The sequence below is a fragment of the Streptomyces sp. NPDC046887 genome, from assembly GCF_040644755.1.
Lineage (GTDB): Bacteria > Actinomycetota > Actinomycetes > Streptomycetales > Streptomycetaceae > Streptomyces > Streptomyces lichenis.
Genome location: NZ_JBEYXH010000016.1, coordinates 8,508 through 34,199 on the forward strand (window position 1 = coordinate 8,508; position 25,692 = coordinate 34,199).

The 25,692-nt window shown below is 73.4% G+C and carries 8 protein-coding genes; 3 read left to right on the forward strand and 5 right to left on the reverse strand.

Annotated features, from left to right (window positions below; genetic code table 11):
- Nucleotides 1-13 precede the first annotated feature (13 nt).
- The 5 genes from ABZ945_RS17060 to ABZ945_RS17080 are packed head-to-tail and all read right to left on the reverse strand — an operon-like array spanning nucleotide 14 to nucleotide 23,088.
- Nucleotides 14-883, reverse strand: coding sequence for a tryptophan 2,3-dioxygenase family protein (locus ABZ945_RS17060; protein ID WP_361269660.1), 870 nt, complete (start codon nucleotides 881-883; stop codon nucleotides 14-16).
- The gene (locus ABZ945_RS17065) at nucleotides 880-1,821 is read right to left on the reverse strand and encodes an alpha/beta hydrolase (protein ID WP_361269662.1); all 942 of its coding nucleotides are present in this window, start codon (nucleotides 1,819-1,821) and stop codon (nucleotides 880-882) included. The genes ABZ945_RS17060 and ABZ945_RS17065 overlap by 4 nt, the downstream gene beginning before the upstream one ends.
- Nucleotides 1,818-2,456 carry a DUF6875 domain-containing protein gene (locus ABZ945_RS17070; RefSeq protein WP_361269664.1) on the reverse strand — a complete coding sequence of 213 codons (639 nt, stop codon included), beginning with the start codon at nucleotides 2,454-2,456 and terminating at the stop codon, nucleotides 1,818-1,820. Before ABZ945_RS17070 ends, ABZ945_RS17065 begins: the two co-directional genes overlap by 4 nt.
- Nucleotides 2,450-15,238, reverse strand: coding sequence for an amino acid adenylation domain-containing protein (locus ABZ945_RS17075; RefSeq protein ID WP_361269667.1), 12,789 nt, complete (start codon nucleotides 15,236-15,238; stop codon nucleotides 2,450-2,452). Before ABZ945_RS17075 ends, ABZ945_RS17070 begins: the two co-directional genes overlap by 7 nt.
- Nucleotides 15,235-23,088 carry an amino acid adenylation domain-containing protein gene (locus ABZ945_RS17080; RefSeq protein ID WP_361269669.1) on the reverse strand — a complete coding sequence of 2,618 codons (7,854 nt, stop codon included), beginning with the start codon at nucleotides 23,086-23,088 and terminating at the stop codon, nucleotides 15,235-15,237. Before ABZ945_RS17080 ends, ABZ945_RS17075 begins: the two co-directional genes overlap by 4 nt.
- Before the next feature lie 678 nt (nucleotides 23,089-23,766).
- On the opposite strand from ABZ945_RS17080, the gene ABZ945_RS17085 reads away from it, so the two are divergent.
- The 3 genes from ABZ945_RS17085 to ABZ945_RS17095 all read left to right on the forward strand — a co-directional run bounded on the left by ABZ945_RS17085 (nucleotide 23,767) and on the right by ABZ945_RS17095 (nucleotide 25,688).
- Complete coding sequence (locus tag ABZ945_RS17085) at nucleotides 23,767-25,158, forward strand: class I adenylate-forming enzyme family protein (RefSeq protein WP_361269672.1); 1,392 nt, start codon at nucleotides 23,767-23,769, stop codon at nucleotides 25,156-25,158.
- A gap of 66 nt (nucleotides 25,159-25,224) precedes the next feature.
- Nucleotides 25,225-25,488: an acyl carrier protein gene (locus ABZ945_RS17090; RefSeq protein WP_248634507.1), complete on the forward strand. Its 264-nt coding sequence runs from the start codon at nucleotides 25,225-25,227 to the stop codon at nucleotides 25,486-25,488.
- Nucleotides 25,485-25,688, forward strand: a complete 204-nt coding sequence (locus ABZ945_RS17095; protein ID WP_361269674.1) for an MbtH family protein — start codon at nucleotides 25,485-25,487, stop codon at nucleotides 25,686-25,688. Before ABZ945_RS17090 ends, ABZ945_RS17095 begins: the two co-directional genes overlap by 4 nt.
- Nucleotides 25,689-25,692 lie beyond the last annotated feature (4 nt).

Here is a 25,692-nt window from a genome sequence, read left to right on the forward strand (position 1 = left end):
GGTGTCCCCCTCGTCAGAGCGCGGCGCGCGCCGACCACAGCTCCGGGAAGAAGCGGTGCCCGCTGATCCCGGCCAGCCAGGCCACCCCCTCGGTGCCGCCGGTGCCGGGCTTGGCACCGAGGACCCGCTGCACGGTCAGCAGATGGGTGTAGCGCCAGCGGGCGAACTGCTCGGCGGTGTCCATCAGCGCCTCGGCGAGCAACTGCAGATCCCGGTGGCGCACCGGATCCCGGTACACCGCCAGCCAGGCCTCCTCCACCTCCGCCCCCACCCGGTACGGCGCGGCGGCACCCTCCTCGCTCTGGCTGTCCTCGGGCGCCGCCAGCAGACCGCGCCGCACCAGCAGCTCCAGCGCCGCGTCATACAGGCTCGGCTCGGCCAACTGCCCCACCACCGAGTCGTATCCGGCGGTGCCCCGATGCGGTCCGGCCATCGCCGGGTTCTTGTTGCCCAGCAGGAACTCCAGCCGCCGGTAGCCCACCGACTGGAACCCGGAGGCCGAGCCCAGCACATCCCGGAACTCGGCGAACTCCACCGGCGACAGCACCGAGAAGGTGTCCCAGGAGACCAGCAGCACCTGCTGCACCCGGGCCGAGCGGCGCAGCGTCCACAGCGCCTCGTCCACCAGATCCTTGGCCAACTGGTCCCGAGCCGACGTCAGTTCCGTATGCAGCAGCTTGAACAGCAACTCCTTGACCTGGCTCATGATGATGAAGCCCGGCTCGGTGTCGGCCGTGCTCAGCGGGTGCTGGAGCGCCAGCAACTCGTCCATCCGGGCGTAGGAGGCGTACGGGGTGGTCCCCGCCGCGGAGCCGCCCCCGAACGGGCACCCTCCGGTCGGCTGCCCGCCGCCCGCCTCGCCCGCACTGCCATCCACGGTCATCCGGTCGTCCCTCCCCGCTCCGGTCCCAGCCCCAGCAGGCCGAGGACGGTGTCACCCAGCTCGGTGCCCCGGACGCCCAGGTCACCGGGGAGGTCGAAGTGGTCGTGCCGCTCGGCGACGACCTCCGCCACCTCCGTCCGGCCGCGCAGCGCGGCCACCATCCGCTCGTGCTGGCGGACGTACTCCTCGGTCTCGTTGCCGCCACGTGCCATCACCACCGGTGGCAGCCGTTCCGGCAGGCGGTGCAGCGGGCTGTTGCGCAGAGCAGCCGGCTCGTCCAGCCGCAGGGCCTCGTTGACATAGCTCAGCCGCACCGGCTCCAGGTCGTACATCCCGCTCAGCAGCACCGCCCCGGCGATCCGCCCGGACACATCCGGGCCGCCGGCGGGCTCGGCGTACGGGCCGGGCAGCAGCGCCATCGCCGCCAAGTGCGCCCCGGCCGAGGTGCCGCAGAGATACAGCCGGTCCGAGGCGAACCCCAGCTCCTCCGCCCGGTCCAGCAGCCGGCCCACCGCCCGCCGCACCATGCCCGCCATCGCGTCCAGACCGGTGCCCGGCGCCAGCCCGTACCCGACCACCGCGACCGCCGCCCCCGCCCGCAGCAGCGGCGGCGCCGGGAACGCCGACTCGGCCCGGCCCAGCGCCTGCCAGTTGCCGCCGTGGACGAAGACCAGCAGCGGCGGCCGACCCGGCCCGGGGCCCGGGCGGCCGGGGAAGTAGTCGAGCAGCTCGGCGGGGTGCGGCCCGTACCGCAGCCCGGCCCGTACCGGATGGTCCCGCCGGGCGGCCGCGCTGCGCCGCTCGTACAGGGCGAGATACGCCGCCAGACTGGGCACCCGCGAGCTGGGCGAGTACTGCCGATCCAGCGTCGCCTGGTCCATCCCCCGGTATACAGCCCCCGCCGACACGGTCTCCGTGGACACGGCCTCCCGGGTCACGGGGTGCCCTCCGTCCCGTAGGCGGCGCGGGCCCGCTCGTACACCCGGGTCAGCACCGGGTCCACCCCGTGCCCCGAGTCCCGGTAGCGGACCCCGAAGCGGCTCGCGTACTCCTCGAACCACTCCCGCCGGTCCGCCAGGAACAGCACATCGTGGATGGCCATCGACCGCACCGCCACCATCGGCACCGGAGCCCAGCTCACCTCGAACTCCGGGTTGTGCGCCGCCCGTTCCGTGCACCGCTCGTGGAACTGGCCGATCATCAGCCCGCGCCGCACACTCTCCGGCTTCAGCGCGGCATGTGCCGCGTCCAGCAGCCCGAGCTGGGCGTACGGCAGGTCCGGCAGTACCAGCAGCAGTGAACGCAGGTTGGGGTTGCCCGACATTCCAGCCAGCTCGCCGAACTCGTCCAGGGCGCACCGGATGATCTCCTCCACCAGGGTCAGGCTCGGGGTCGGGCCCACCAGCCGCACCCGGATCTCCAGCGCCTCGGCCTTCTGGGCGGGCGCGACGAACGGGCACACCGGGCCCGAGCGGCCCAACTCGGGGTGCGGGCGGCGGATGTAGTCGCTCAGCCAGCCGTCGACGGCCTGGAGGGACTTGGCCAGGTCGACGGAGAACACATCGGTCAGCATCGGTCCCGGTCCTCGGATGTCGGTTCCTGCGATTCGTTGAGTACGCGCTGCTCGTGGACTTCGTGGAGCTTGGTGGAGAGGATCCGGCCGAGTTCGGTCAGGGTGGCCGGACGGTTGAGCATGGTGCCGTGCTCCCCGGGCACCACATGGGCCTCGACGGAGCCGCGTACATACGGCGCCCAGGCCTTGGCGGTGACCGGCGGGTCCTGCTGCTCCTCGCAGGCGATCAGCAGCAGGTCGCCGTCGATCGGCCCGGGCCGGTAGTCCACGGTCAGATGGGTGTTGTTCGCCGAGATCTCGGTGATGGTGCCGAGCCGGTCCTCGTCCAGATTGGCGAGCACACTGCCCTGCCGCCGCAGGATGTCCCGCGCCTTGGCGAAGGTCATCGGCCCGTCCTCGTGGCGGTGGCTGCCGTCGTCCACCAGGCCCACGTGGTAGAGCAGCATCACCCGGTCGTCCGGGGCAGGCACATCGGCATGGGTCAGGCCCTGCCAGTCCGGGATCACATCCAGCACCGCGACCAGCCCGACCGGTTCGCCGCGCCGCTGGAACTCCGCGGCCAGCGCGTGCGCGCAGAGCCCGCCGAAGGACCAGCCCGCCAGGTGGTACGGGCCGTGCGGCTGCACCGTCTGGATCTGGTCGGCGTAGTCCACCGCCATCTCCTCCACACTGCCCGGCCGCGGCTCCGGCCGGGCCAGGCTGCGGGCCTGGATGCCGTAGAGCGGGTACTCCGGCCCGAGGTGCTTGATCAGCGCGCTGTACGACCAGCTGATACCGCCGCCCGGGTGGACGCAGAACAGCGGCGGCCGGCTGCCCCCGGTCCGCAGCGGCAGCAGCACCTCGTACGAACCGTCCGGGTCGTCCATGTCCAGCCGGGCGGCGATCCCCCCGGGCGTCGGCGCCTCGAACAGGCTGCGCAGCCCCAGCTCGGCCCCGAACGCGGCGCGGAGGCGGGCGATCAGCCGGGTGGCCAGCAGCGAGTGGCCGCCGAGCTCGAAGAAGTCCTGGTCCACGCCGACCACCGGCCGGCCCAGCACCTCGGCGAACAGCTCGCACACCACCTGCTCCTGCGGGGTGGCCGGCGCCCGGCCGATATCGGCGCGCTCCCCGTCCAGCGCGGGCAGCGCCGCCCGGTCGAGCTTGCCGTTGGCGGTCAGCGGCAGCCGGACCAGCGGCACGACCGCCGACGGCCGCATGTACTCCGGCAGGTGGCTGCGGGCGTGGTCCCGCACCGAGCCGAGCAGCGCGGCCGTGCCCCGGGCGGTGGCCGGGCTGCTGGTCCACGCCGCCGGCGGGGCACCGGCGCTCCCCGCCCCGCCGGAGGCGTACGTCCCGGTGGGCGCCGCCCCGTCCAGCAGCTCCCGCCGCACATAGACCACATCCACGGCCGCCGGGTCCTGGGCGTTCCAGCTGATCGCCGTACGGTAGCCGTGCTCCGCACCAAGGGCGGTGAACTCCGCGAAGTCCGGGCCCGGGTGGGCGGTAGACGGCGCGGCGGCGGACTCCAGGGCCCGCTGGGCCGCCAGGTCCCCTGCAATCCTGGCGTTGGGCACCCGGACCACCCGCAGGGCCTCCGGCCGCTCGCTGCCCAGCTGCCGGTCCAGGGCCCCGAGGTCCCGGTCCCACACCAGGGTGGGTGCGTCGGTGAGCGGGTGGAGGAGAGTGCCGGGGCCGGTCTTGTGGAGGACGGCGTCGTAGCGGTAGCGGGTGAGTTCGTTCTGCGCGGTGCCGTCCTTGAGGCGGATGTCGGTGCCGGCCAGGTCGGGGAGGTGGTGGGTGAGGGCGGTGAAGTACTCGGGGTCGACCAGGAGTTCCTTCTCCAGGACCAGGCTCTGTTCGACGGCGCGGCGGATGGCGGGGGTGTCGGCGGGATCGGTGGCGCGGGCGGTCTGGACGGCGCTGGTGAAGGTGCGCAGCAGCCGGGGGTGGCGCAGATCGCCGAGGAACACCGCGCCACCGGGCGCGAGCAGATCAAAGGCATGCTCGATGACCTGGGCCAGATAGCCCGCGTCGGGGAAGTACTGCACCACCGAGTTGATCACGACCGTGTCGAAGTGGCCGGCCGGCAGCCCGCCGTGTTCGTGGGCCGCCTGGGTGCGCAGGGTGACCCGGGCGGCGAGATCGGGGTCGGCGGTCACATGCCGTTGCAACGCGGCGATGACGGTGGGGGAGAAGTCGGTGCCGGTGTACTCCTCGCAGTGCGGCGCCAGATGGGCGAGGAGCAGCCCGGTGCCGACACCGATCTCCAGCACCCGGCGGGGAGACAGCTCCCGGATCCGCCGCACGGTCGCCTCGCGCCACTCCCGCATCTCCGACAGCGGGATCGGCTGTCCGTCGTAGCTGCTGTTCCAGCCGGAGAAGTCCTCACCGAACTCGGCCTCCGGCGTGGCGTAGAGGGAGTCGTAGAGGTCCTGCCACTCGGCGATCTGGTCCTGCTCCTCCTCCTCGCTCGACGGAACCGAGCCGTCGGCGACCACATAGGCGACCAGGCGCGCGTCCCCCGGTTGGTCCTCGCGGACGGTGACGGCCGCCTGGGCGATACCGGGATGGCCGGTGAGGACCTTCTCGATCTCGCCGGGTTCGATGCGGAAGCCGCGGATCTTGACCTGCTGGTCGATGCGGCCCTGGTATTCCAGGTCGCCGTCGGGGTTCCACCGGACCAGGTCTCCGGTGCGGTACATCCGGGCGCCGGGGGTGGTGGCGTGGGGGTCGGCGGTGAACCGCTCGGCGGTCAGCCCCGGTTGGTTGAGGTAGCCGTGGGCGAGACCGTGGCCGGCCAGATAGAGCTCACCGATGACCCCGGGGGGTACGGGTTGGAGGTGGTCGTCGAGGACGTAGGTGCGCATGGTGGCCATGGGGCGGCCGATGGGGACGGTGGGGGGTCCGGTGTAGGGGCGGGGGATGGGGTGGTGGGCGGCAAAGGTGGTGGTCTCGGTGGGTCCGTAGCCGTCCACGAGGAGGGTGTCGGGGCAGGTGGCGTGGACGCGGGTGACGGAGGTGGCGGAGACGGCTTCACCGCCGGTCCAGACCTGCCGGACGGTGGCCAGGGCTTCGGGGGCGTGTTCGGCGATGACATTGAAGAGGGAGCTGGTCAGCCAGAGGGCGGTGACCCGCTGTTCGGCGATCACCCGCTGGTAGTCGAGCACATCGAGGTCGCCTGGGGGTGCGATGACGACGGTTCCGCCGTTGAGGAGGGGTACCCAGAGTTCGTAGGTGGCGGCGTCGAAGGCGGCGGGGGAGTGGAGGAGTACGCGGGTGTGGGCGTGGGGGTCGAAGCGGGGGTCGAGGGCGAGGGCGGTGACGTTGCGGTGGCTGACCAGCACGCCCTTGGGGGTGCCGGTCGAGCCGGAGGTGTACATCACATAGGCCGGCGCCTCCACCGCCACCTCCACGGCGGAGAACTCCACCGTCCCCTCGGTCGACACCAGCAGCACCTCCGCCTCGCACGGGGGCAGTTCGGCCCGTGACAGCTCGTCGGTGACGATCAGTCCGGCCCCGGTCTCGGCCAGTACATGGCGGATGCGCTCGGCCGGATAGCGGGTGTCCAGCGGTACATACACCGCTCCCGCCGTCGCCAGGGCCAGCACCGCGGCGACCGACTCGGCCGACCGCTGGAGCAGCACGGCCACCGCGTCACCGGGACGCACGCCCCGCTCCACCAACCGGTGTGCCAGAGCGCCCACCCGGGTCGCCAACTCGGCGTAGGTCCACTCGGTGCCGCCGTCCACGACCGCCGGAGCCTCGGGGGTCCTGGCCGCCTGGCGCCCGAACAGCTCCCCGAGGGAAGCCTCGGGCAGATCGAGCGCGGTGGCGTTCCGCTCGGCGAGCGCCCGATGGTGTTCCTCGGCGGTCAGCAGCTCGATACCGCTGAGCGGGCGGTCGGGGTGGGTGGTGGCCGCGTCCAGCAGCCGTACCCAGCGATCAAAAAGGGCACGGACCGAGGGCGGGTCATAGACATCGCTGGAGTACTCGACGGCACCGGCGATGCCCTGGGGCCGGCCGTCGGGGCCGCGCTGCTCGGCGAGGCTGAAGAAGAGGTCGAACTTGGCGGTGCCGGTGCGGCCGGGGGCGATGTCCACCCGGACGCCCGGGAGGTGGAAGACCCCTTCGGGGGCGTTCTGGAGCGCCAGCATGGTCTGGAAGAGGGGATGGTGGGCGAGGGTCCGGGTGGGGTTGAGATGCTCGACCAGATACTCGAAGGGGACGTCCTGGTGGGCGTACGCGGCGAGGCTGGTCTCCCGTACCCGGCCCAGGAGTTCGGTGAAGCTGGGGTCTCCGCTGGTGTCGGTGCGGAGTACGAGCGTGTTGACGAAGAAGCCGATGAGCTGGTCGAGATGGTGGTCGGTGCGTCCGGCGATCGGGCTGCCGAGGGGGATGTCATGGCCGGCGCCCAGGCGGGTGTAGAGGGCGGCCAGTCCGGCCTGGAGGACCATGAAGAGGCTGGCACCGTGCGCACGGGCGGTGTCCGCCAGCCGCTGGTGAAGCTCGGGGTCGATGTCGACGGTGAGGTAGTCGCCTTGGTAGCTGGTCACCGCCGGGCGCGGTCGGTCGGCGGGCAGGATCAACTGATCGGGCAGACCGGCAAGTTGCCTGGTCCAGTAGTCGACCTGGGTGGTGAAGAGGCTGTCGGGGTCGTCGTGGTCGCCGAGGAGTTCGTTCTGCCAGAGGGTGTAATCGGCGTACTGCACGGGCAGCGGCGCCCACTCCGGTGCCTGGCCCTCGGTGCGGGCGGTGTAGGCGGTGGCCAGGTCGGCGGCGAGCGGGCCCAGCGACCAGCCGTCCCCCGCGATGTGGTGCACCACCAGGAGCAGCACATGCTCCTCCGCCGACAGCTCGAACAGCTCGGCCCGCAGCGGCGGTTCACCGGCCAGGTCGAAGGGGTGGCAGGCGGCCGACCGCAGCAGCTCCGGCAGCCCGGCCTCGTCCGTCGGGGTGAGCGACACCCGGGGCGCCGCCGCCTCCGGTGTCAGCACCCGCTGCCAGGGGGTGCCGTCGGCCTCCGGGAACACCGTCCGCAGGCTCTCGTGCCGCGCCACCAGGTCGCCCAGGGCGGCCCGTAGCGCATCCCGGTCCAGCGCACCGGTCAGCCGCAGGGCGAGCGGGATGTTGTACGTGGCGCTGGGGCCCTCCATCTGGTGGATGAACCACAAACGACGCTGCGCGAAGGAGAGCGGCAGTACCTCGGGCCGCTCCCGGACGGTGAGCGCCAGCCGCCCGGGCCCCGCGGTGTCCAGCAGCGCGGCCACCGCGGCGGGTGTCGGCCCCTCGAACAGCGCGCGCAGCTCCAGCTCCACCCCGAAGGCGGCGCGGATCCGGGCGATCAGCCGGGTGGCCAGCAGCGAGTGTCCGCCCAGCTCGAAGAAGTCGTCCTCCACCCCGACCCGGGGCAGCCCCAGCACCTGGGCGAAGAGATCGCGGACGATCTGCTCTTGCGGGGTACGCGGCTCCCGGCCGAGCCCGGTGGAGGTGAACTCGGGCGCGGGCAGCGCCGCCCGGTCCAGCTTGCCGTTGGCGGTCAGCGGCAGCCGGTCGAGCGGGACGACGGCCGAGGGCCGCATGTACTCCGGCAGATGGTGGCGGGCGTGCTCGCGCACCGCGGCGACCAGCGCCCCGGTGCCGCGCCGGGCCGCCGGATGGGTGGTCCAGGTGGCGAGCGGCGTGGCGGAGCCGCCGGTGGCGAGGGGTGCGTAGACGCCGACCGGGACCCGGTCGCCGAGCCGGTCCCGGGCGACCAGGACCACATCGACCGCCCCGGCCTCATGGGTGTTCCAGGTGGCGGCCGTCCAGTAGCCGTGCTCCACGCCCAGAGCGGCGAACTCCGCGAGATCGGTACCGGCCTCGGAGGGGGGCGGCGGGGTGGTGGCATCGGCCTCCAACGCCTGCTGGAGGGCCAGTTCAGCCGCGATACGGGGGTTGGGCACCCCGGTGATCCGCAGCTCGGTGGGCCGCTCGGTGCGCAGCCGGTGGGCCAGGGCGGACACATCCCCGGTCCAGGCCTCCACAGGCGCGTTGGTGAGCGGGTGGAGGAGAGTGCCGGGTCCGCTCTTGTGCAGGACGGCGTCGTAGCGGTAGCGGGTGAGTTCGTTCCGCGCGGTGCCGTCCTTGAGGCGGATGTCGGTGCCGGCCAGGTCGGGGAGGTGGTGGGTGAGGGCGGTGAAGTACTCGGGGTCGACCAGGAGTTCCTTCTCCAGGACCAGGCTCTGTTCGACGGCTCGGCGGATGGCGGGGGTGTCGTCGGGGTCGGTGGCGCGGGCGGTCTGGACGGCGCTGGTGAAGGTGCGCAGCAGCCGGGGATTCCGTAGATCGCCGACGAAGACCGATCCACCCGGCGCCAGCACCCGCAGGGCGTTGTGGAGGACCTGCTCCAGATAGCCGGCGCTGGGGAAGTACTGCGCCACCGAGTTGATCACCACGGTGTCGTAGTGGCCGGCCGGCAGGGCGTCGAAGTCATGCGCGGGCCGGGTGTGCAGGGTGACTCGGGCGGCGAGTTGGGGGTCGGCGGCCACATGGCGTCCGAGCTCGGCGATGACGGTGGGGGAGAAGTCGGTGCCGGTGTACTCCTCGCAGTGCGGCGCCAGTCCGGCGAGAAGCAGTCCGGTGCCGACACCGATCTCCAACACCCGGCGCGGGTCCAGCTCCCGGATCCGCCCGACCGTCCGGTCCCGCCACTCCCGCATCTCGGTCAGCGGGATCGGCTGTCCGTCGTAACTGCTGTTCCAGCTGGCGAAGTTCTCACCGAAGCCGGTGGCCGGCGCCGAGGTGTAGACCGAGTCGTACAGGTCGAGCCACTCGCTCAGCTGCTCCTGCTCTGCCCCCTGCTCCTCCTGGGCCCCCGCCGAGGTGTCGGCCACCACATAGGCGACCAGCCGGGCGTCACCGGGCTGGTCCTCGCGGACGGTGACGGCGGCCTGGGCGATGCCCGGGTGGTCGGTGAGGACGCTCTCGATCTCGCCGGGCTCGATCCGGAAGCCCCGCACCTTCACCTGGTGGTCCACCCGGCCGAGATACTCCAGCTCACCGTCGGCCTTCCACCGCACCAGGTCCCCGGTCCGGTACATCCGGGCGCCGGGCTCCGTCCCGAACGGGTCGGCCGTGAACCGCTCGGCGGTCAGCCCCGGCCGCCCCAGATAGCCGCGCGCCAGCCCGGCGCCCGCGATATACAGCTCGCCCACCACCCCGGGCGCCACCGGCGCGAGCCCCTCGTCCAGGACGTACACCCGGGTGTTGGCGATCGGCCGCCCGATCGGCGGAGCCCCGGCCCCGCCCTCGGAGAGCCGGGCGGCGGTGGACCAGATGGTCGTCTCCGTCGGCCCGTAGAGATTGGTCAGGTCGTTGGTGAGCGCGCGCAGCGACTCGGCGAGCACCGGCGGGCAGGCCTCACCGCCGACCAGGATCCGCAGGCCCCGCAGCGCCTCCGGCTCATGCCCGACCAGCAGCTGCCAGAGCGAGGGGGTGCCCTGCACGGCGGTGACACCGTGCCGGGCGATCAGATCGAGCACGGCCGAGGGCTGCGGCACCGCCTCCTTGGGGGCGAGCACCACGGCGGCCCCGGACAGCAGCGGGTGGTAGAGCTCCAGCGCGGCGATGTCAAAGGCGACGGTGGTCACCGCGAGCAGCCGCTCGTCCGGCCGCAGCGGCACCAGACGGCCCATGCCCACCAGGAAGTTGACCAGCGCCCCGTGCGGCACCACCACCCCCTTGGGGCGGCCGGTGGACCCGGAGGTGTAGATGACATAGGCGGCGTCCTCGGCCCGCAGCGGCGCGGCCCGGTCGGCCTCGGACGGGTCGGTGTCGGGGCCCTGGTCGAGCAGCGCCTCCGCCTCCGGGGTATCCAGCACCAGCCGGGGCGGTACGCCGCCCCGGTCCGGGATCCGCGAGTCGGTGCCGGTGGTGGTGAGCAGCAGCGCGGGGCGGGCGTCCGCCAGGACATACGCCAGCCGCCCGGCCGGATGGTCCGGGTCCAGCGGCAGATAGGCGGCCCCGGTCTTCAGCACCGCCAGCAGGGCGACCACCAGTTCGGCCGAGCGGGGCAGGGCCAGGGCGATCACCTGGCCCGGTCCGGCGCCCCGCCGCAGCAGGGCGTGCGCCAGCCGGTTGGCGCGGCCGTTCAGCTCCGCGTACGACCACTCCCGCTCACCGGCGATCAGTGCTACCGCCTCCGGGGCCGCGGCCGCCCGCGCCGCGAACCGGTCCGGCAGCAGCCCGGCCCCGAGTGCGGTCTCGGTCCGCTGCCAGTCGCCGAGCACCTGCCCGTACTCGGCCGGGGTCAGCAGGCTGATCCGGCTGAGCGGCTGGTCGGGGTGGGCGGTGGCCGCGTCCAGCAGCCGTACCCAGCGATCGAAAAGGGTACGGACGGTGCCCGGGTCGTAGAGGTCGCTGGAGTACTCGACGGCGCCGGTGATGCCCTCGGCCCGGCCCGTTGTCCCGCGCTGCTCGACCAGGCTGAAGAACAGGTCGAACTTGGCGGTGCCGGTGCGGCCGGGTTCGATGTCCACCCGCAGACCGGGCAGCCGGAAGACGCCCTCGGGGGCGTTCTGCAGGGCCAGCATGGTCTGGAAGAGCGGGTGGTGGGCGAGGGTGCGGGTGGGGTTGAGCACATCCACCAGATGCTCGAAGGGGACATCCTGATGGGCGTAGGCGGCGAGGCTCGTTTCCCTTACCCGGCCCAGGAGTTCACCGAAGGACGGATCCCCGGTGGTGTCGGTGCGGAGGACGAGGGTGTTGACGAAGAAGCCGATCAGGTGGTCGAGATGGTGGTCGGTGCGTCCGGCGATCGGGCTGCCGAGGGGGATGTCGGTGCCCGCGCCGAGCCGGGTGTAGAGGGCGGCCAGCCCGGCCTGGAGCACCATGAAGAGGCTGGCACCATGGGCACGGGCCAGATCGGCGAGCCGCTGGTGGAGATCGCGGTCGATGTCCACGGTGAGGTAGTCACCGCGGTAGCTGGTCACCGCCGGACGCGGTCGGTCGGCGGGCAGGATCAACTGGTCCGGCAGTCCGGCCAGTTGCCGGGACCAGTAGTCGACCTGGGTGGTGAAGAGGCTGTCGGGGTCGTCCTGGTCGCCCAGGAGTTCGTTCTGCCAGAGGGTGTAGTCCGCGTACTGCACCGGCAGCGGAGCCCACTCGGGCGACCGGCCCTCGGCGCGGGCGGTGTAGGCGGTGGCCAGGTCGGCGGCGAGTGGGCCCAGCGACCAGCCGTCTCCCGCGATGTGGTGCAGTACGAGCAGCAGCACATGCCGGTCCGGCGCCAGCCGGAACAGCTCGGCCCGCAGCGGGGGCTCGGTCGCCAGGTCGAAGGGGTAGCGGGCCGCCGCCCTCAGCACCTCCTCCAGCTGCTCCTCCCCGGTCTCCCGGGCCGGAAGCACCAGCCCTACCTGCCCCAGCACCCGCTGATACGGGGTGTCCTCCACCTCCGGGAACACCGTCCGCAGGCTCTCGTGCCGGTCCGTCACATCGGCCAGCGCGCCCCGCAGCGCCTCCCGGTCCAGCGTGCCGGTCAACCGCAGGGCGAGCGGGATGTTGTAGGTGGCGCTGGGGCCCTCCATCCGGTGCAGGAACCACAGCCGGCGCTGGGCGAAGGAGAGCGGCACCCGCTCCGGCAGCCGCTGCCGGGTCAGCGCGGGCCGGGCCGGGCCCGCGGTGTCCAGCCGGGCCGCCACCGCGGCGGCCGTCCTCGCCTCGAACAGCGTCCGCAGCCCGACCTCCACACCCAGCGCGGCGCGAATCCGGGCGATCAGCCGGGTGGCCAGCAGCGAGTGTCCGCCCAGCTCGAAGAAGTCGTCCTCCACCCCGACCCGGGGCAGCGCCAGCACCTGGGCGAAGAGATCGGAGACGATCTGCTCCTGCGGGGTACGGGCCTCCCGGCCGAAGCCGGGCGAGGTCAACTCGGGTGCGGGCAGCGCGGCCCGGTCCAGCTTGCCGTTGGCGGTCAGCGGCAGCCGCTCCAGCAGCACCACGGCGGCCGGGACCATATGCTCGGGCAACTGCCCCCGGGCGTACGCGGTCAGCTCCTCGGCCCGCAGTCCGGAGTCCCTGGCCACCGCGTACGCCACCAGCCGGGTCCGGCCGGGCTGGTCCGTCCGGGGCAGTACCGCCGCTCCGGCGACCCCGGGGTGGTCGGTGAGGACCTTCTCCACTTCGCCGGGCTCGATCCGGAAACCTCGGATCTTGACCTGCTGGTCGGCGCGGCCCACATACTCCAGCTCGCCGTCCGCGTTCCACCGCACCAGATCCCCGGTGCGGTACATCCGGCCGCCCGGCTCCACCGCGTACGGGTCGGCGATGAACCGCTCGGCGGTCAGCCCCGGCCGCCCCAGATAGCCGCGAGCCAGCCCGGCGCCCGCGATATACAGCTCGCCCACCACGCCGGGGGCGGCCAACCGCAGCCCGCTGCCCAGCACATAGGCGCGGACACCCGCGATGGGCCGCCCGATCGGCGCGGGCAGCCGCCAGCCGTCCGGGTCGCCGCCGAGGGTGTGCGCGGTCACCACATGGGTTTCCGTCGGGCCGTAGTGGTTGTGCAGCCTCCGCCCCGGGGCCGAGCGGGCGAAGGCCCGGACCGGGCCGCCCAGGGTCAGCGCCTCGCCCGCCTGTGCGACCGTACGCAGCTCCGGCAGCGCCACACCCTGCTCACCGGCCGCCTCGGCCAGCGCCTCCAGCACCAGATTGGGCGCGAACAGCTCCGCCACCCGCTCCTCACCCAGCCAATTGGCCAGTCGCGCCGCGTCCCGCCGTACCTCCTCCTCCGGCACCACCAGGGTCTTGCCCGAGGTCAGCGCCGACAGCACCTCCTGCGCCGAGACATCGAAGCCGACCGCGGTGAACTGCGCCACCCGCTCGCCCCGTTCACCCCCCACCGACGCCTGATGCCAGCGCAGCAGATTGAGCAGCGCCCCGGCGGGCATCACCACGCCCTTGGGCAGGCCGGTCGAACCGGAGGTGTAGATGACATACGCCGGGTGGCGCGGGTCCAGCGGCGCGGTGCGGTCCGCGTCGGTGAGGTCGTCTACGGGCCGGGCGGCCAGCTCGGCGGCGGTCTCCGCACCGTCAAGGAGCAGTACCGGCACCCCGGGCGGCGCCTCCACCACGTCCGCCGTACGGGTCAGCAGCAGCGCGGGCCGGGCGTCACCCGCCATCCGGGCCAGCCGGGCCGCCGGATAGGCCGGGTCCAGCGGCAGATAGGCCGCGCCCGACTTGAGCACCGCCAGCAGGGCCACCACCAGCTCCACCGACCGGGGCAGGGCCAGCGCCACCACGTCCTCGGGGCCGATCCCGCGCGCCGCCAGCAGCCGCACCAGCCGGTTGGCCCGGGCGTTCAGCTCCCCGTACGCCACCGTCACCCCGCCGCACACCACGGCCGGCGCCTCCGGTGCCCCGGCCGCCCGCGCCTCGAACAGACCGGGCAGGGAGGAGCCGGGCGGCAGCGCGGTCACCTCACCCGCGGCCGGGAGCGCCCGCCGCTCCTCCTCACCGAGCAGATCGATCCGGCCGACCGGCTGCTCCGCATCGCCGACCACCGTGTCCAGGGCCCGCACCAGCCGGTCCACCAACCCCTGCGCCTCTGCCCGGTCGAACAGGTCGCCCCGGTAGTCCAGCCGCAGATACAGCCGGCGCCCCGGAGCGGCGATCAGGGTGAGCGGATAGTGGGTGGCGTCCCGGCCCCTGGCCAGCTCCGGAGTGATCCGCGGACCGGCGCCCGGCTCCGCCGCCGAGCCGTCCCATGGGTAGTTCTCGAACACCAGCGAGGTGTCGAACAGATCCCCCTGCCCGGCCAGTTGCTGGATACGGGCCAGCCCGAGGTGCTGGTGGCCGGTCAGCGCCGACTGCTCCCGCTGGAGCCGGGCCACCGCCTCCCGCAGCGGCGTGGCCGGGTCCAGCCTGACCCGTACCGGCACCATGCCGATCAGCAGCCCCACCATCGACTCGACCCCCGGCAGCCGCGGGTCACGCCCCGACACCACCGCCCCGAACACCACATCGTCCTGCCCGGTACGTCGACTGAGCACCAGCCCCCAGGCCGCCTGGAGCACCGTGTTGAGGGTGACCCCCTCCCGCCGCGCCCAGGTGGTGAGCGCCGCCGTGCGGTCCTCGTCCAGCTCCCGGGTGATCCGCTCCGGCATCAGCCCGGGGCGCGCCGGGTCCACCGGGGCCAGCAGGGTGGGCTGCTCCAGCCCGGACAGCGCCTCCCGCCAGGCCGCCTCCGCGCCCGGCCGGTCCTGCTCGGCCAGCCAGCGCAGATAGCCGCGGTACGGGGTGGGGCGGGGCAGCGCCGACGGGTCGCCGCCACTGGCGTACAGCGTCTGAAGCTCCCGTACCAGGATCGGCGTGGACCAGCCGTCCAGCAGCACATGGTGGGTGGTCAGCACCAGCCGGTGGTGCTCCCCGGCCAGCCGCAGCAGCGAGAACCGCAGCAGCGGCGGCTCGGCCAGGTCGAACCGGCGGCCGTGCTCCTTGGTGGCGATCCGCTCCGCCTCGGCCTCCGCCGCGCCGCCCGGCAGCGCGGACAGGTCGTACTCCTCCCAGGGCAGCTCCACCTCACGGGCCACCAGCTGCACGGTCTGCCCGGAGTCCACCTGCCGGAACGCGGCCCGCAGATTCGGGTGGCGGCGCACCAGCGCCTCCACCGCCGCCCGTAGCCGCGCCCCGTCCAGGGCGCCCCGCACCTCGAACACATGCTGCACCGCGTAGACGTCCGCGCCGTCCTGCTCATAGCGGGAGTGGAACAGCAGGCCCTCCTGCATCGGGGAGAGCGGCAGGATGTCTTCCAGACCGGACGCGGTCGTCACTTGATCCTCCAGGCGGCTTCAAGCTGCTCGATGTCGTGCTGGCTCAGTTCGGTCAGGGGGAAGTCGGACGGGGTGTGGCCGCCGGTGCCGGACCGCTCACCGTGCCGGACCAGGCCGCGGACCGCCTGGAACCACTGCTCGGCCAGCGCCCGTACCGGCTCCTCACCCCACAGCCGGGGCGCCCAGCTCCAGACGGCCTCCAGCGACGGCCCGCCCGGGGTGTCGCGGACCATGGAGTTCACCTCCAGGCCGTGCGCCAGGGTCGTCGCCGGATCGGCCCCGCTCAGCAGCCCGGCCTCCGGCGCCACCGTCCACCCGGACGCCTCGGAGCCGGGCGCCACGGGTGTCCCGGCGGCCGGGAAGCGGCCCAGATAGTTGAAGCCCAGCTGCGGCACCGCCCCGCCGTCCACCGGGCGCTCCGGGTGGAGATGGCGCAGCAGCCCGAATCCGATGCCCCGGTCCGGCAGCGCGCGCACCTGCTCCTTGACCCGCTTCAGGGCCTGCCCCAACTCCCGGCCGCCGTCGGTCACCTCGTCCCAGGCCAGCGGCCCCGGATCGATCCGTACGGGGTAGAGCGAGGTGAACCAGCCTACCGTGCGGGTCAGTTCCACCCCCTCGGCGATCTCCTCCCGGCCGTGCCCCTCCACATCGACCAGCAGCGCGGTGTGCGGGCCCCGGCCGTGGCCCCGGCGCCACCGGGCGACCGCCAGCGCCAGCGCGGTCAGCAGCACATCGTCCACCCCGGCGTGGAAGGCGGCCGGTACCGAGGTCAGCAGCGGCTCGGTCACCTCCGGCGGCAGCGATACGGTGAGCGAGCGGGACCCGCCGACGGTGTCCCGCCCCGGGTCGAGCCGGTCGGCGGTCAGCGGCGGATCCTCCGCGCCCAGCACCCCGTTCCACAGCGCGGCCTCCGCCACCCGGGCCGGGCGTCGGGCCTCCGCCGCCAGCAGCTCCGACCAGCGCCGCAGCGAGGTGCCCACCGGCTCCAGCCGGGGCGGCCGGTCCTCCGCCACCGCCTGCCAGGCGGCCACCAGGTCCGGCAGCAGGATCCGCCAGGACACCCCGTCCACCACCAGATGGTTGACCAGAAGCAGCAGCCGGCCCGGGCGGTCCGCCCCGGCGTCGAACCACACCGCCTGGAGCAGCGCGCCCCGCGCGGCCGACAACCGCCCGGTCGCCGCTGCCACTTCGGCCCGCAGCAGCGCCTCGTCCACCCCGGCGCCGTCCGCCTCCACCCGGCGCACCAGCCCGGCCGCCGCGACGGCACCCACCGGCAGCACCTCCAGCGCGCCCTGCTCCTGGGTGCGGGCCAGCCGAAGGGCGTCATGGTGGTCCAGCAGCGCCTGGACGGAGGAGGTGAGCCGTTCCCGTCCCAGCCCGGCCGGCACCCGCAGCAGCATCCCCTGGTGGAAGCGGTCGAGATCGCCGCCACGGGCCTGATACCAGCGCATGATCGGCGTGGGCTCCACCCGGCCGATCCCCGAGCCGCCCTCCTGCCGCACCGACCCGGAGTCCGCCAACTCCTCGGCCACCGCCGCCAGTCCGGCCGCCGTCCGCTGCTCGAACACCTCCCGTACGGTGAAGCCGAGCCCCGCCGCACGAGCCAGGCTCACCAGCCGGATCGAGCCGATACTGTCCCCGCCCAGCGCGAAGAAGTCATCCTCCACACCGGCCCGTTCCAGGCCCAGCGCCTGTGCCAGCAGCTCGGCGAGCAGCCGCTCGCGCTCCGAACGCGGCGCCCGGCCGCCCGGCTCATCCGCCTTGGTAGCGGGCTGGGGCAGCGCCGACCGGTCCAGCTTCCCGTTGGCCGTCAGCGGCAACCGCTCCAGCGCCAGGAACACCGACGGCACCATGTACTCCGGCAACCGCCCGCGCACCCAGGCCCCCAGCTCGCCGCTGGAGACCTCGCCGACCACATAGGCCACCAGGCGGCCGGCTGCCCTGGTCGCCGGGTCCTGGTGAACGGTGACGGCCGCCTGGGCGACGCCGGGATGGCCGGTCAGCACGTTCTCGATCTCGCCGGGCTCGATGCGGAAGCCGCGGATCTTGACCTGTTGGTCGGCGCGGCCCTGGTATTCCAGGTCGCCGTCGGGGTTCCACCGGACCAGGTCGCCGGTGCGGTACATCCGGGCGCCGGGGGTGGTGGCGTGGGGGTCGGCGGTGAACCGCTCGGCGGTGCGCGCGGACTGCCGCAGATAGCCGTGGGCGAGCCCCTGGCCGCCGAGGTACAACTCACCCGTCACCCCGGGGGGTACGGGTTGGAGGTGGTCGTCGAGGACGTAGGTGCGCATGGTGGCCATGGGGCGGCCGATGGGGACGGTCGGGGGTCCGGTGTAGGGGCGGGGGATGGGGTGGTGGGCGGCAAAGGTGGTGGTCTCGGTGGGTCCGTAGCCGTCGACCAGGAGGGTGTCCGGGCAGGTGGCGTGGACGCGGGTGACGGCGGTGGCGGAGACGGCCTCGCCGCCGGTCCACACCTGCCGGACGGCCGTCAGCGCCTCGGGGGCGTGTTCGGCGATGACATTGAAGAGGGAGCTGGTCAGCCAGAGCGCGGTCACCCGCTGTTCGGCGATCACCCGCTGAAGGACCGCCACATCGAGGTCGCCTGGGGGTGCGATGACGACGGTTCCGCCGTTGAGGAGGGGTACCCAGAGTTCGTAGGTGGCGGCGTCGAAGGCGGCGGGGGAGTGGAGGAGTACGCGGTTGTGGGCGTGGGGGTCGAAGCGGGGGTCGAGGGCGAGGGCGGTGATATTGCGGTGGCTGACCAGCACGCCCTTGGGGGTGCCGGTCGAGCCGGAGGTGTACATCACATAGGCCGGCGCCTCGGGTGGGACGGAGACCGGCGGTGCGGCGGAGTCGCCCGCGTCCAGGTCAGCCACCCGTACCGCCTCCACGGTCCCGGGATCGGCCCCGTCGGTGACCACCAGTCGGGCGCCCGTCTCCGCGAGCACATGGTGCATGCGCTCGGCCGGGTAGCGCTCGTCCAGCGGTACGTACACCGCCCCGGCCTTCGCCAGCGCCAGTACGGTGGCGACCGCCTCGGCCGACCGCCGCAGCAGCACGGCCACCGCGTCACCCGGGCGGACGCGCCGGTCCGCCAGCCCCCGGGCGATCCGGTCGGCGCGGGCGTCCAGCTCGGCGTAGGTCCAGCCGGTGCCCCCGTCGAGTACGGCCACCGCCTCGGGCGTCCGGGCGGCCTGCCGGGCGAAGAGCTGCCCCAAGGACGTGTCCGGCAGAGCCAGTTCCGTGTCGTTCGACTCGACCAGCAGCGAGCGCCGCTCCTCGGCCGAGAGGACGTCGATCCGGCTGAGCGGGCGGCCCGGGTCGGCGGTCGCGGCCTCCAGCAGCCGTACCCAGCGCTCGAAGAGCGTACGAACGGTGGGACCGTCGTAGAGGTCGCTCGCGTACTCGACCTGGCCCGTCAGACCCTGGAGCCCACCGTCCGCGCCGCGCCGCTCGCTGAGGCTGAAGAACAGGTCGAACTTGGCCGTACCCGTCCGGCCCAGCTCGACGGTGGCCCGCACCCCCGGCAGGTCGAAGGTGCTCTCCGGGGCGTTCTGGAGGGCCAGCATGGTCTGGAAGAGAGGGTGGTGGGCGAGGGTGCGGACGGGGTTGAGCACATCCACCAGGTGCTCGAAGGGGACATCCTGGTGAGCGTAGGCGGCGAGGGACGATTCCCTTACCCGGCTCAGGAGTTCGCCGAAGGACGGATCCCCGGCGGTGTCGGTGCGCAGGACGAGCGTGTTGACGAAGAAGCCGATGAGCTGGTCGAGATGCTGGTCGGTCCGTCCGGCGATGGGGCTGCCCAGCGGGATGTCGGTGCCCGCGCCCAGCCGGGTGTGGAGGGCGGCCAGTCCGGCTTGCAGCACCATGAAGAGGCTGGCGCCATGGGCGCGGGCCAAGGCGTCCAGCCGTCGGTGGAGTTCGGGGGCGATCTCGACGGTGAGGTAGTCGCCCCGGTAGGTGGAGACCGCCGGGCGCGGCCGGTCGGTGGGGAGGGGCAGCTGATCGGGCAGCCCGGCCAACCGCCCCCGCCAGTAGGTGATCTGCCCGCCGTAGGGCGTCTCCGGGTCGCTCTGGTCGGCGCCCAGCAGCTCGTGCTGCCAGAGGGTGTAGTCGGCGTACTGCACCGGCAGCGGGTCCCACCGCGGCGCCCGGCCCTCCGTACGGGCGGTGTACGCCTCCGTCAGCTCCGCGGAGAGCGGGCCCATCGACCAGCCGTCCGCCGCGATGTGGTGCACCACCACCAACAGGGCGTGTTCCGTCTCGGACAGGGCGAACAGCTCGGCCCGCAGGGGCGGTCGGTCGGCCAGGTCGAAGGGGTACCGGGCGCCCGCCTCCAGCGCGGCCGGCAGCTCGGCCGCCGTGCTCGGGGTGACCACCAGACGCGGTACGGCCTCCTCGGGCGGTAGCACCCGCTGGTACGGCGTACCGCCGTCCTCCGGGTACACCGTCCGCAGGCTCTCGTGCCGCGCCACCACATCCGCCAGCGCGCCCCGCAGCGCCTCCCGGTCCAGCGCACCGCCCAGCCGGACCACCAGCGGGATGTTGTAGGTGGCGCTCGGCCCCTCCATCCGGTGCAGGAACCACAACCGCCGCTGCGCCGAGGAGAGCGGGAGCACCGCGGGCCGCGGCCGTACGGTCAGCGCGGGCCGCCCGGAGGCCGCGCCGTCCAACCGGGCCGCCACCGCCGCCGGGGTGGGACCGTCGAAGAGCGTCCGCAGCTCCAGCTCCACCCCGAAGGCGGCCCGGATCCGGGCGATCAGCCGGGTGGCCAGCAGCGAGTGGCCGCCCAGGTCGAAGAAGCCGTCCTCCACCCCCACCCGCTCCAGCCCCAGCACCTCGGCGAACAGCGCGCACATCCGCCGCTCCCGCTCACCGTGCGCCGTCCGGCCGCCGCCCGCCGCGGCCGCGAAATCGGGCTCCGGAAGCGCGCCCCGGTCCACCTTGCCGTTGGCCGTCAGCGGCAGCCGCTCCAGCAGCACCACGGCGGCCGGCACCATATGCTCGGGCAGCCGCTCCCGGAGGAACGCGCGTAGCTCTCCCGCCCGCAACTCCCCGGCCCTCGGCACCGCGTAGGCCACGAGCCGTACGTCACCGGGCCCCTCGCCCCGGGCCACCACCATCGCCGCCGCCTCGGCCACCTCCGGGTGGGCGGTCAGCGCGGCCTCGACCTCGCCCGGCTCGATCCGGAAGCCGCGCACCTTCACCTGCTGGTCGGCGCGGCCCAGATACTCCAGCTCGCCGTCCTCGTTCCACCGCACCAGGTCCCCGGTGCGGTACATCCGGGCCCCCGGCTCAACCGCGTACGGGTCGGCCACGAACCGCTCGGAGGTCAGCCCGGGGCGTCCCAGATAGCCGCGCGCCAGCCCGGGCCCCGCGACATAGAGCTCGCCCACCGCGCCCGGTGGAAGCAACCGCAGGGCGGAGTCCAGCACATGGGTGCGCAGGTCCGGCAGCCCGGTGCCGATCACGCTCGCCGTCCCGGACTCCGCCCGCTCCTGGGTGAGCGGGTGGTGGGTGACATGGACCGTGGTCTCGGTGATGCCGTACATGTTCACCAGCGCCGGGGCATCGTCGAGATGGCGGCGGTACCAGTCGGCGAGCAGGGCGGGCCGCAGCGCCTCGCCACCGAAGACCACGGTGCGCAGCGCGAGCCGCCGCGCCGGGTCCGGCGCCTCCGCCTCGGCCTGGGCCAGCTGGTGGAAGGCGGACGGCGTCTGGTTGAGGACGGTGACCCGCTGGTCGGCCAGCAGCTTGAGGAAGGCGCCGGGTGTCCGGCTGGTCTCATGGTCGACCACCACCAGCCGCCCGCCGTGCAGCAGGGCACCCCACAGCTCCCAGACCGAGAAGTCGAAGGCATAGGAGTGGAACAGCGTCCAGACGTCGTCCGCGCCGAAGCCGAACTGCTTGCGGGTCGCCTCGAAGAGCCGCACCACATTGCGGTGGGTGTTGACCACGCCCTTCGGCAGCCCGGTGGAGCCGGAGGTGTAGATGACATACGCCGGGTGGTCCGGGCTGAGCGGAGTGGCCAGGGGTGTGTCGCCCGGGTCGGTGTCGGTGTCGATGTCGGGGGCGTCCAGCAGCAGGACGGGCAGGTCGGGGGTGGGCGGCAGCCGGGTGGCGGCTTCGCCGGTGGTGACCAGCAGCGCCGGCCGGGCGTCGGTGACCATATGGGCCAGCCGGGCGGCCGGATAGGCCGGGTCGAGCGGCAGATAGGCGGCGCCCGCCTTGAGGACCGCCACCACGGCCACCACCAGCTCCACCGAGCGGGGCAGGGCGAGCGCCACGATCCGCTCGGGTCCCGCGCCGAGTGCGGCCAGCCGCCGGGCGAGCCGGTCGGCGCGGGCGTTCAGCTCCCGGTAGGTCAGCTCCTGGTGCGTCAGCTCCTGGCATGTGCGTGAGGTCCCGCCGCCGACCACGGCCACCGCGTCCGGGGTCGCCGCGACCCGGGCCTCGAACAACTCCGTCAGGGTCGCCTCCGAGCCCGGCTCGGCACCGTCCGGTACGGCGAGCAGCGCGGCCCGCTCGGCGCCGGTGACCAGGTCGATCCGGCCGATCGGCTCGCTGGGCGCACTCCTCGCCACGGCCCGCAGCGCGGTCAGCAACCCCGCATGGTGGAAGCCCAGTTCACGCTCGGAGCAGAGCTCGGGGTGGGCGTTGAGGTCGACCACCGGTCCGGCGCCGTCCCGCCGGTCCCACACCGCGAGCGCCAGATCGCCGACCAGGCCCGAGGAGAGGGGGTGCGCGGTGGTGGGCAGGCCGCCGAAGGAGAGGGCGTGGTCAAAGGACATCACATTGACCACCGGGGCGTACCCGCCGCCGATCCCACCGGGCAGCCCCAGCTCCCGCTGGAGGTCCTCGGCCCGGTAGCGCTGGTGGCGGCCGAGTTCGAGCACCGCCCGGCCCACCTGGGCGGTCAGCTCACCGAGCGTCAGCGCCGGCCGGAGGGTGAGCCGCAGCGGCAGCACATTGGACGCCGTGCCGGGGGTCCGGCGCTGGACCTGGTCCAGCCGGGCCGTCACCGGCAGGCCCAGCACCACCGTCGGGTTGCCGGTGGTCCGGTGCAGCCGGAGCGCGGTGGCCGCGATGACCAGATGCGACCAGGGGGCCCGGCAGCGGGCGGCCAGCGCGCGCAGCTCCGCCAGGTCCTCGGCGCTCAGTCGGCCGGTCCGCCGGAGGTAGTGGTCCGGGACGGTCGCGGGGTGGCCGACGATCCCCACGGGCTCGGGCCGGTCGGCGAGCCGCGCCAGCCAGTACGCCCGATCCGCGTCCAGCCGGTCGGACGCACGGTAGGCCCGGTCGGCCTCCACCAGGGCGGAGAGCGGCCCGAACGGGCTCGGGCCCACCGGCCGGCCGGCCACCAGGGCGCCGTACACCTCGGCCACCCGGCGGTTGACCAGCAGTGACCCGAAGGCGTCCATCACCGCGTGGTGGTAGCCCTGGTACCAGTACCAGCGGTCGGCGGCCAACCGGAGCAGCGCATAGGCGAAGAGCCGGTCCCCGGCCGGGTCCATCGGCCGGGTGACCGCTCCGTCCAGCCACTCCCGGGCCGCCCGTTCGGGGTCGGGGTGCCCGGAGAGGTCCACCACCGGCAGCGGCCAGTCGCCGGGCTCCCGGACGGTCTGCCGCACCTCGCCGCCGCGCTCGGCGAACCGCACATGCAGGGCCTCCGCCTCGGCCACCACCAACCGCAGCGCCCGCTCGCAGAGCACCGGGTCCAGCCGCCCGTGGATCTCCAGGTACTCACCCACCCGGAATACCCGGTTCCGCGCCGGCAACCGCTGCTCGGCCATCCAGATCTCGCGTTGCGCGGCGGTGACGGGCAGCTCGGTGCCGACACTGACGGACACGTATTCCACCTCCGGGGAGTTCTCCGTGCGCAGGGCCCGGAGAGAGGCAAGAATGAACGGATCGCCACCGTCCGGGAAACGCCCGGAAAAGAGCGGAGAAGGAAGAGGGACTTCTCCGGGGTGGCGAGGGAGGGGCGACCTTCGGGCAGCCGAACGAGAGGTCGCCGAGCGTATTCGGATTTCGGAACACCGGACCGCGTCAAAGCCTTCGGCAACGTATCCCGGCCCTTCTCGGAGGGTCAAGGAGATCAAACGTCCATGCCCACCGGTCTATGCCCGACCGGCTATGCCCCGCGCACTTCCCGCCCACTTCCCCCGGATTCACCGGGTACCCCGGTGTCCCGCCGGCGGGACACGCCTCTCGTGATGGACCGCCGGCAAAACGCCACCGACCTGCGGGAAGACCTCGCGGGTCGCCCGCTGTCGTGCCACCCCGCCCCCGCCGCCGACCGCCCGGCCGCGCTCCCCACCCGCACCGCCGGCACCGCCCCGGTGATCTCCGGTGCGCTTGCCCGCCGTTTCACGCCAGTGTTAGCTTCGCAGTCGCCGAATGCCCGGCGGGATCCCCTCGTCTTATGGCTCGTATAGCCCGTCCCCTGGGTCTTATTCGACTCGCCCTATTCGGCCCGTCCTTTTTGATCAGTCTCATCCGTGAACCTGTTCCCGAAGGAAGCGCGTATGGCGAACACCTGGTGGGGGAGTCATCTTCTGGAGCATGGCGGCGATGACGAGCCATGGGCCTTCTCCAGCGCGCTCGTCACCCGGGGCGCATTGCGCGACGCGGTCGCCGGTATCGCCGAGCGGTTTCGGCGGCAGGGGATAGCGGAGGGCACCTCCGTCGCCCTGCGGATGAAACCGAGCTTCACCTACATCCAGGTGCTGCTGGCTCTGTGGAGCCGTGGGGCGCAGGTGGTCCTGGTCGACTTCCGGCTGCAACCGGCCGAGTACGAGCCCCTGGTACGGCTGGTGCGCCCGCAGTACCTGGTCGCGGCGGCCGGCACGGACGGGCCGGTGACCGGCTTCCGCCAGGAGTCCGCTTTCTCCGTCGAGGCGCTGCCGGACGGCCGGCCCGCCGCCGACGGGGTACGGCTGGTGCAGTTCAGCTCCGGCTCGACCGGGCGCCCCAAGGTGATCGGCCGGCCGCCCGACTCCGTACTGGCCGAACTCGAACGGCACATCGCCCTCCCCGGTATGCCCGGCCGGGACGAACCGGTGATGCTGCTCAACTCGGTCATGCACAACATGGGCCTGGTCACCGGGGTCCTGCACGCGCTCGCCGCGGGGGCCCCGCTGGTCATCCCGCCGACCCTCCGCCCGGCCGAGGTGGTGCGGCTGATGGCCCGCACCGAGGTGGCCGCCGTGTTCGGCACCCCCGTCCACTACGCACTGCTGTCCCGGGTCGGCGACCGGCCGGAACTCCCGGCGCTGCGGCTGGCGGTGTCCGGCGGCGAACGGGTGCCGCAGGACACCAGCGAGCAGTTCCGCGCCGGGTTCGGGCTGCCGGTCAGCCCGGTGTACGGGCTCACCGAGTTCGGCCTGATCGCCGGTGACCTCGTCGGTGCCCCACCGCCGCCGTGTGTCGGGCCCCCGGTGCCGGGGGCCGAGGTCAAGGTGGTCGGCGAGGAGCTGTACCTCCGGCTGGACCGCTCGCCGTATCTGTACGGGGAACACGCCGACCGCTTCACCGACGGCTGGCTGCGCACCTACGACCGGATCGCCCAGGACCCGGCCACCGGGGCACTGAGCCTGCTCGGGCGGGCCGACTCGCTGGTCGTGGTCGGCGGGCTGAAGATCGACCTGGCCGAGGTGGAGGCCGCCCTGCTGGCCCATCCCTCGGTCGCCGAGGCGGTGGTGGTGCACACCGGGGCGGTGGAGGCGCTGGTGGGCGACGGCGGCGCCGGCCTCACCGCGGACGAGCTCACCGCCTGGTGCCGCCGGCGGCTCAGCCCGGTCAAGATCCCCCGGCGCTTCCACCTCACCGACCGGCTGCCGAGGAACTCCATGGGCAAGCTGCTGCGCGACCCCGGGGCGCTCGGCGGGCCGGCCGCGCCGCCCGAACGGCACCGCTGACCCGTACATCCGACGAAGAACCGAACCAACAGATCGAACCGGCAGATCGAACCGACAGGGGGACTCGTGGTCACCAAGGACGACATCCGGGCGATCCTCACCGAGGAGGCGGGGCTGGGACCACCGGAGGAGTTCCCGGACGACGCCGAGCTGGTCGTCGACTCCTTCACCCTGCTCGTCCTCCAGCACGGGCTGGAGGAGCGGCACGGAGTGGTCATCGACCCGCAGTTCGAGGACATGGCGCTGTTCACCTCGATCAGCGGGGTGCACCGCTATCTGACCAGCGTGCTGAGCCCCGTCCCTTCCGCCCCGCACAGGGAGACACCATGAGCGGCAACCCCTTCGACAACCCCGAGGGCACCTTCCTGGTGCTCGTCAACGACGAGGGCCAGCACTCGCTGTGGCCCGCCTTCGCCGAGGTGCCGGCGGGCTGGACGGTGGTGCTCGCCGAGACCGACCGGGCCTCCTGCGTCGCCTACGTCGAGGAGAACTGGACCGACATCCGCCCGCTCAGCCTCGTACGCCGATAGGAGA

Bases quoted from the DNA above. Each gene is read 5' to 3' on its own strand.
- ABZ945_RS17060 (WP_361269660.1), bottom strand. From the start codon at position 883: ATGACCGTGGATGGCAGTGCGGGCGAGGCGGGCGGCGGGCAGCCGACC.
- ABZ945_RS17070 (WP_361269664.1), bottom strand. From the start codon at position 2,456: ATGCTGACCGATGTGTTCTCCGTCGACCTGGCCAAGTCCCTCCAGGCC.
- ABZ945_RS17085 (WP_361269672.1), top strand. From the start codon at position 23,767: ATGGCGAACACCTGGTGGGGGAGTCATCTTCTGGAGCATGGCGGCGAT.
- ABZ945_RS17095 (WP_361269674.1), top strand. From the start codon at position 25,485: ATGAGCGGCAACCCCTTCGACAACCCCGAGGGCACCTTCCTGGTGCTC.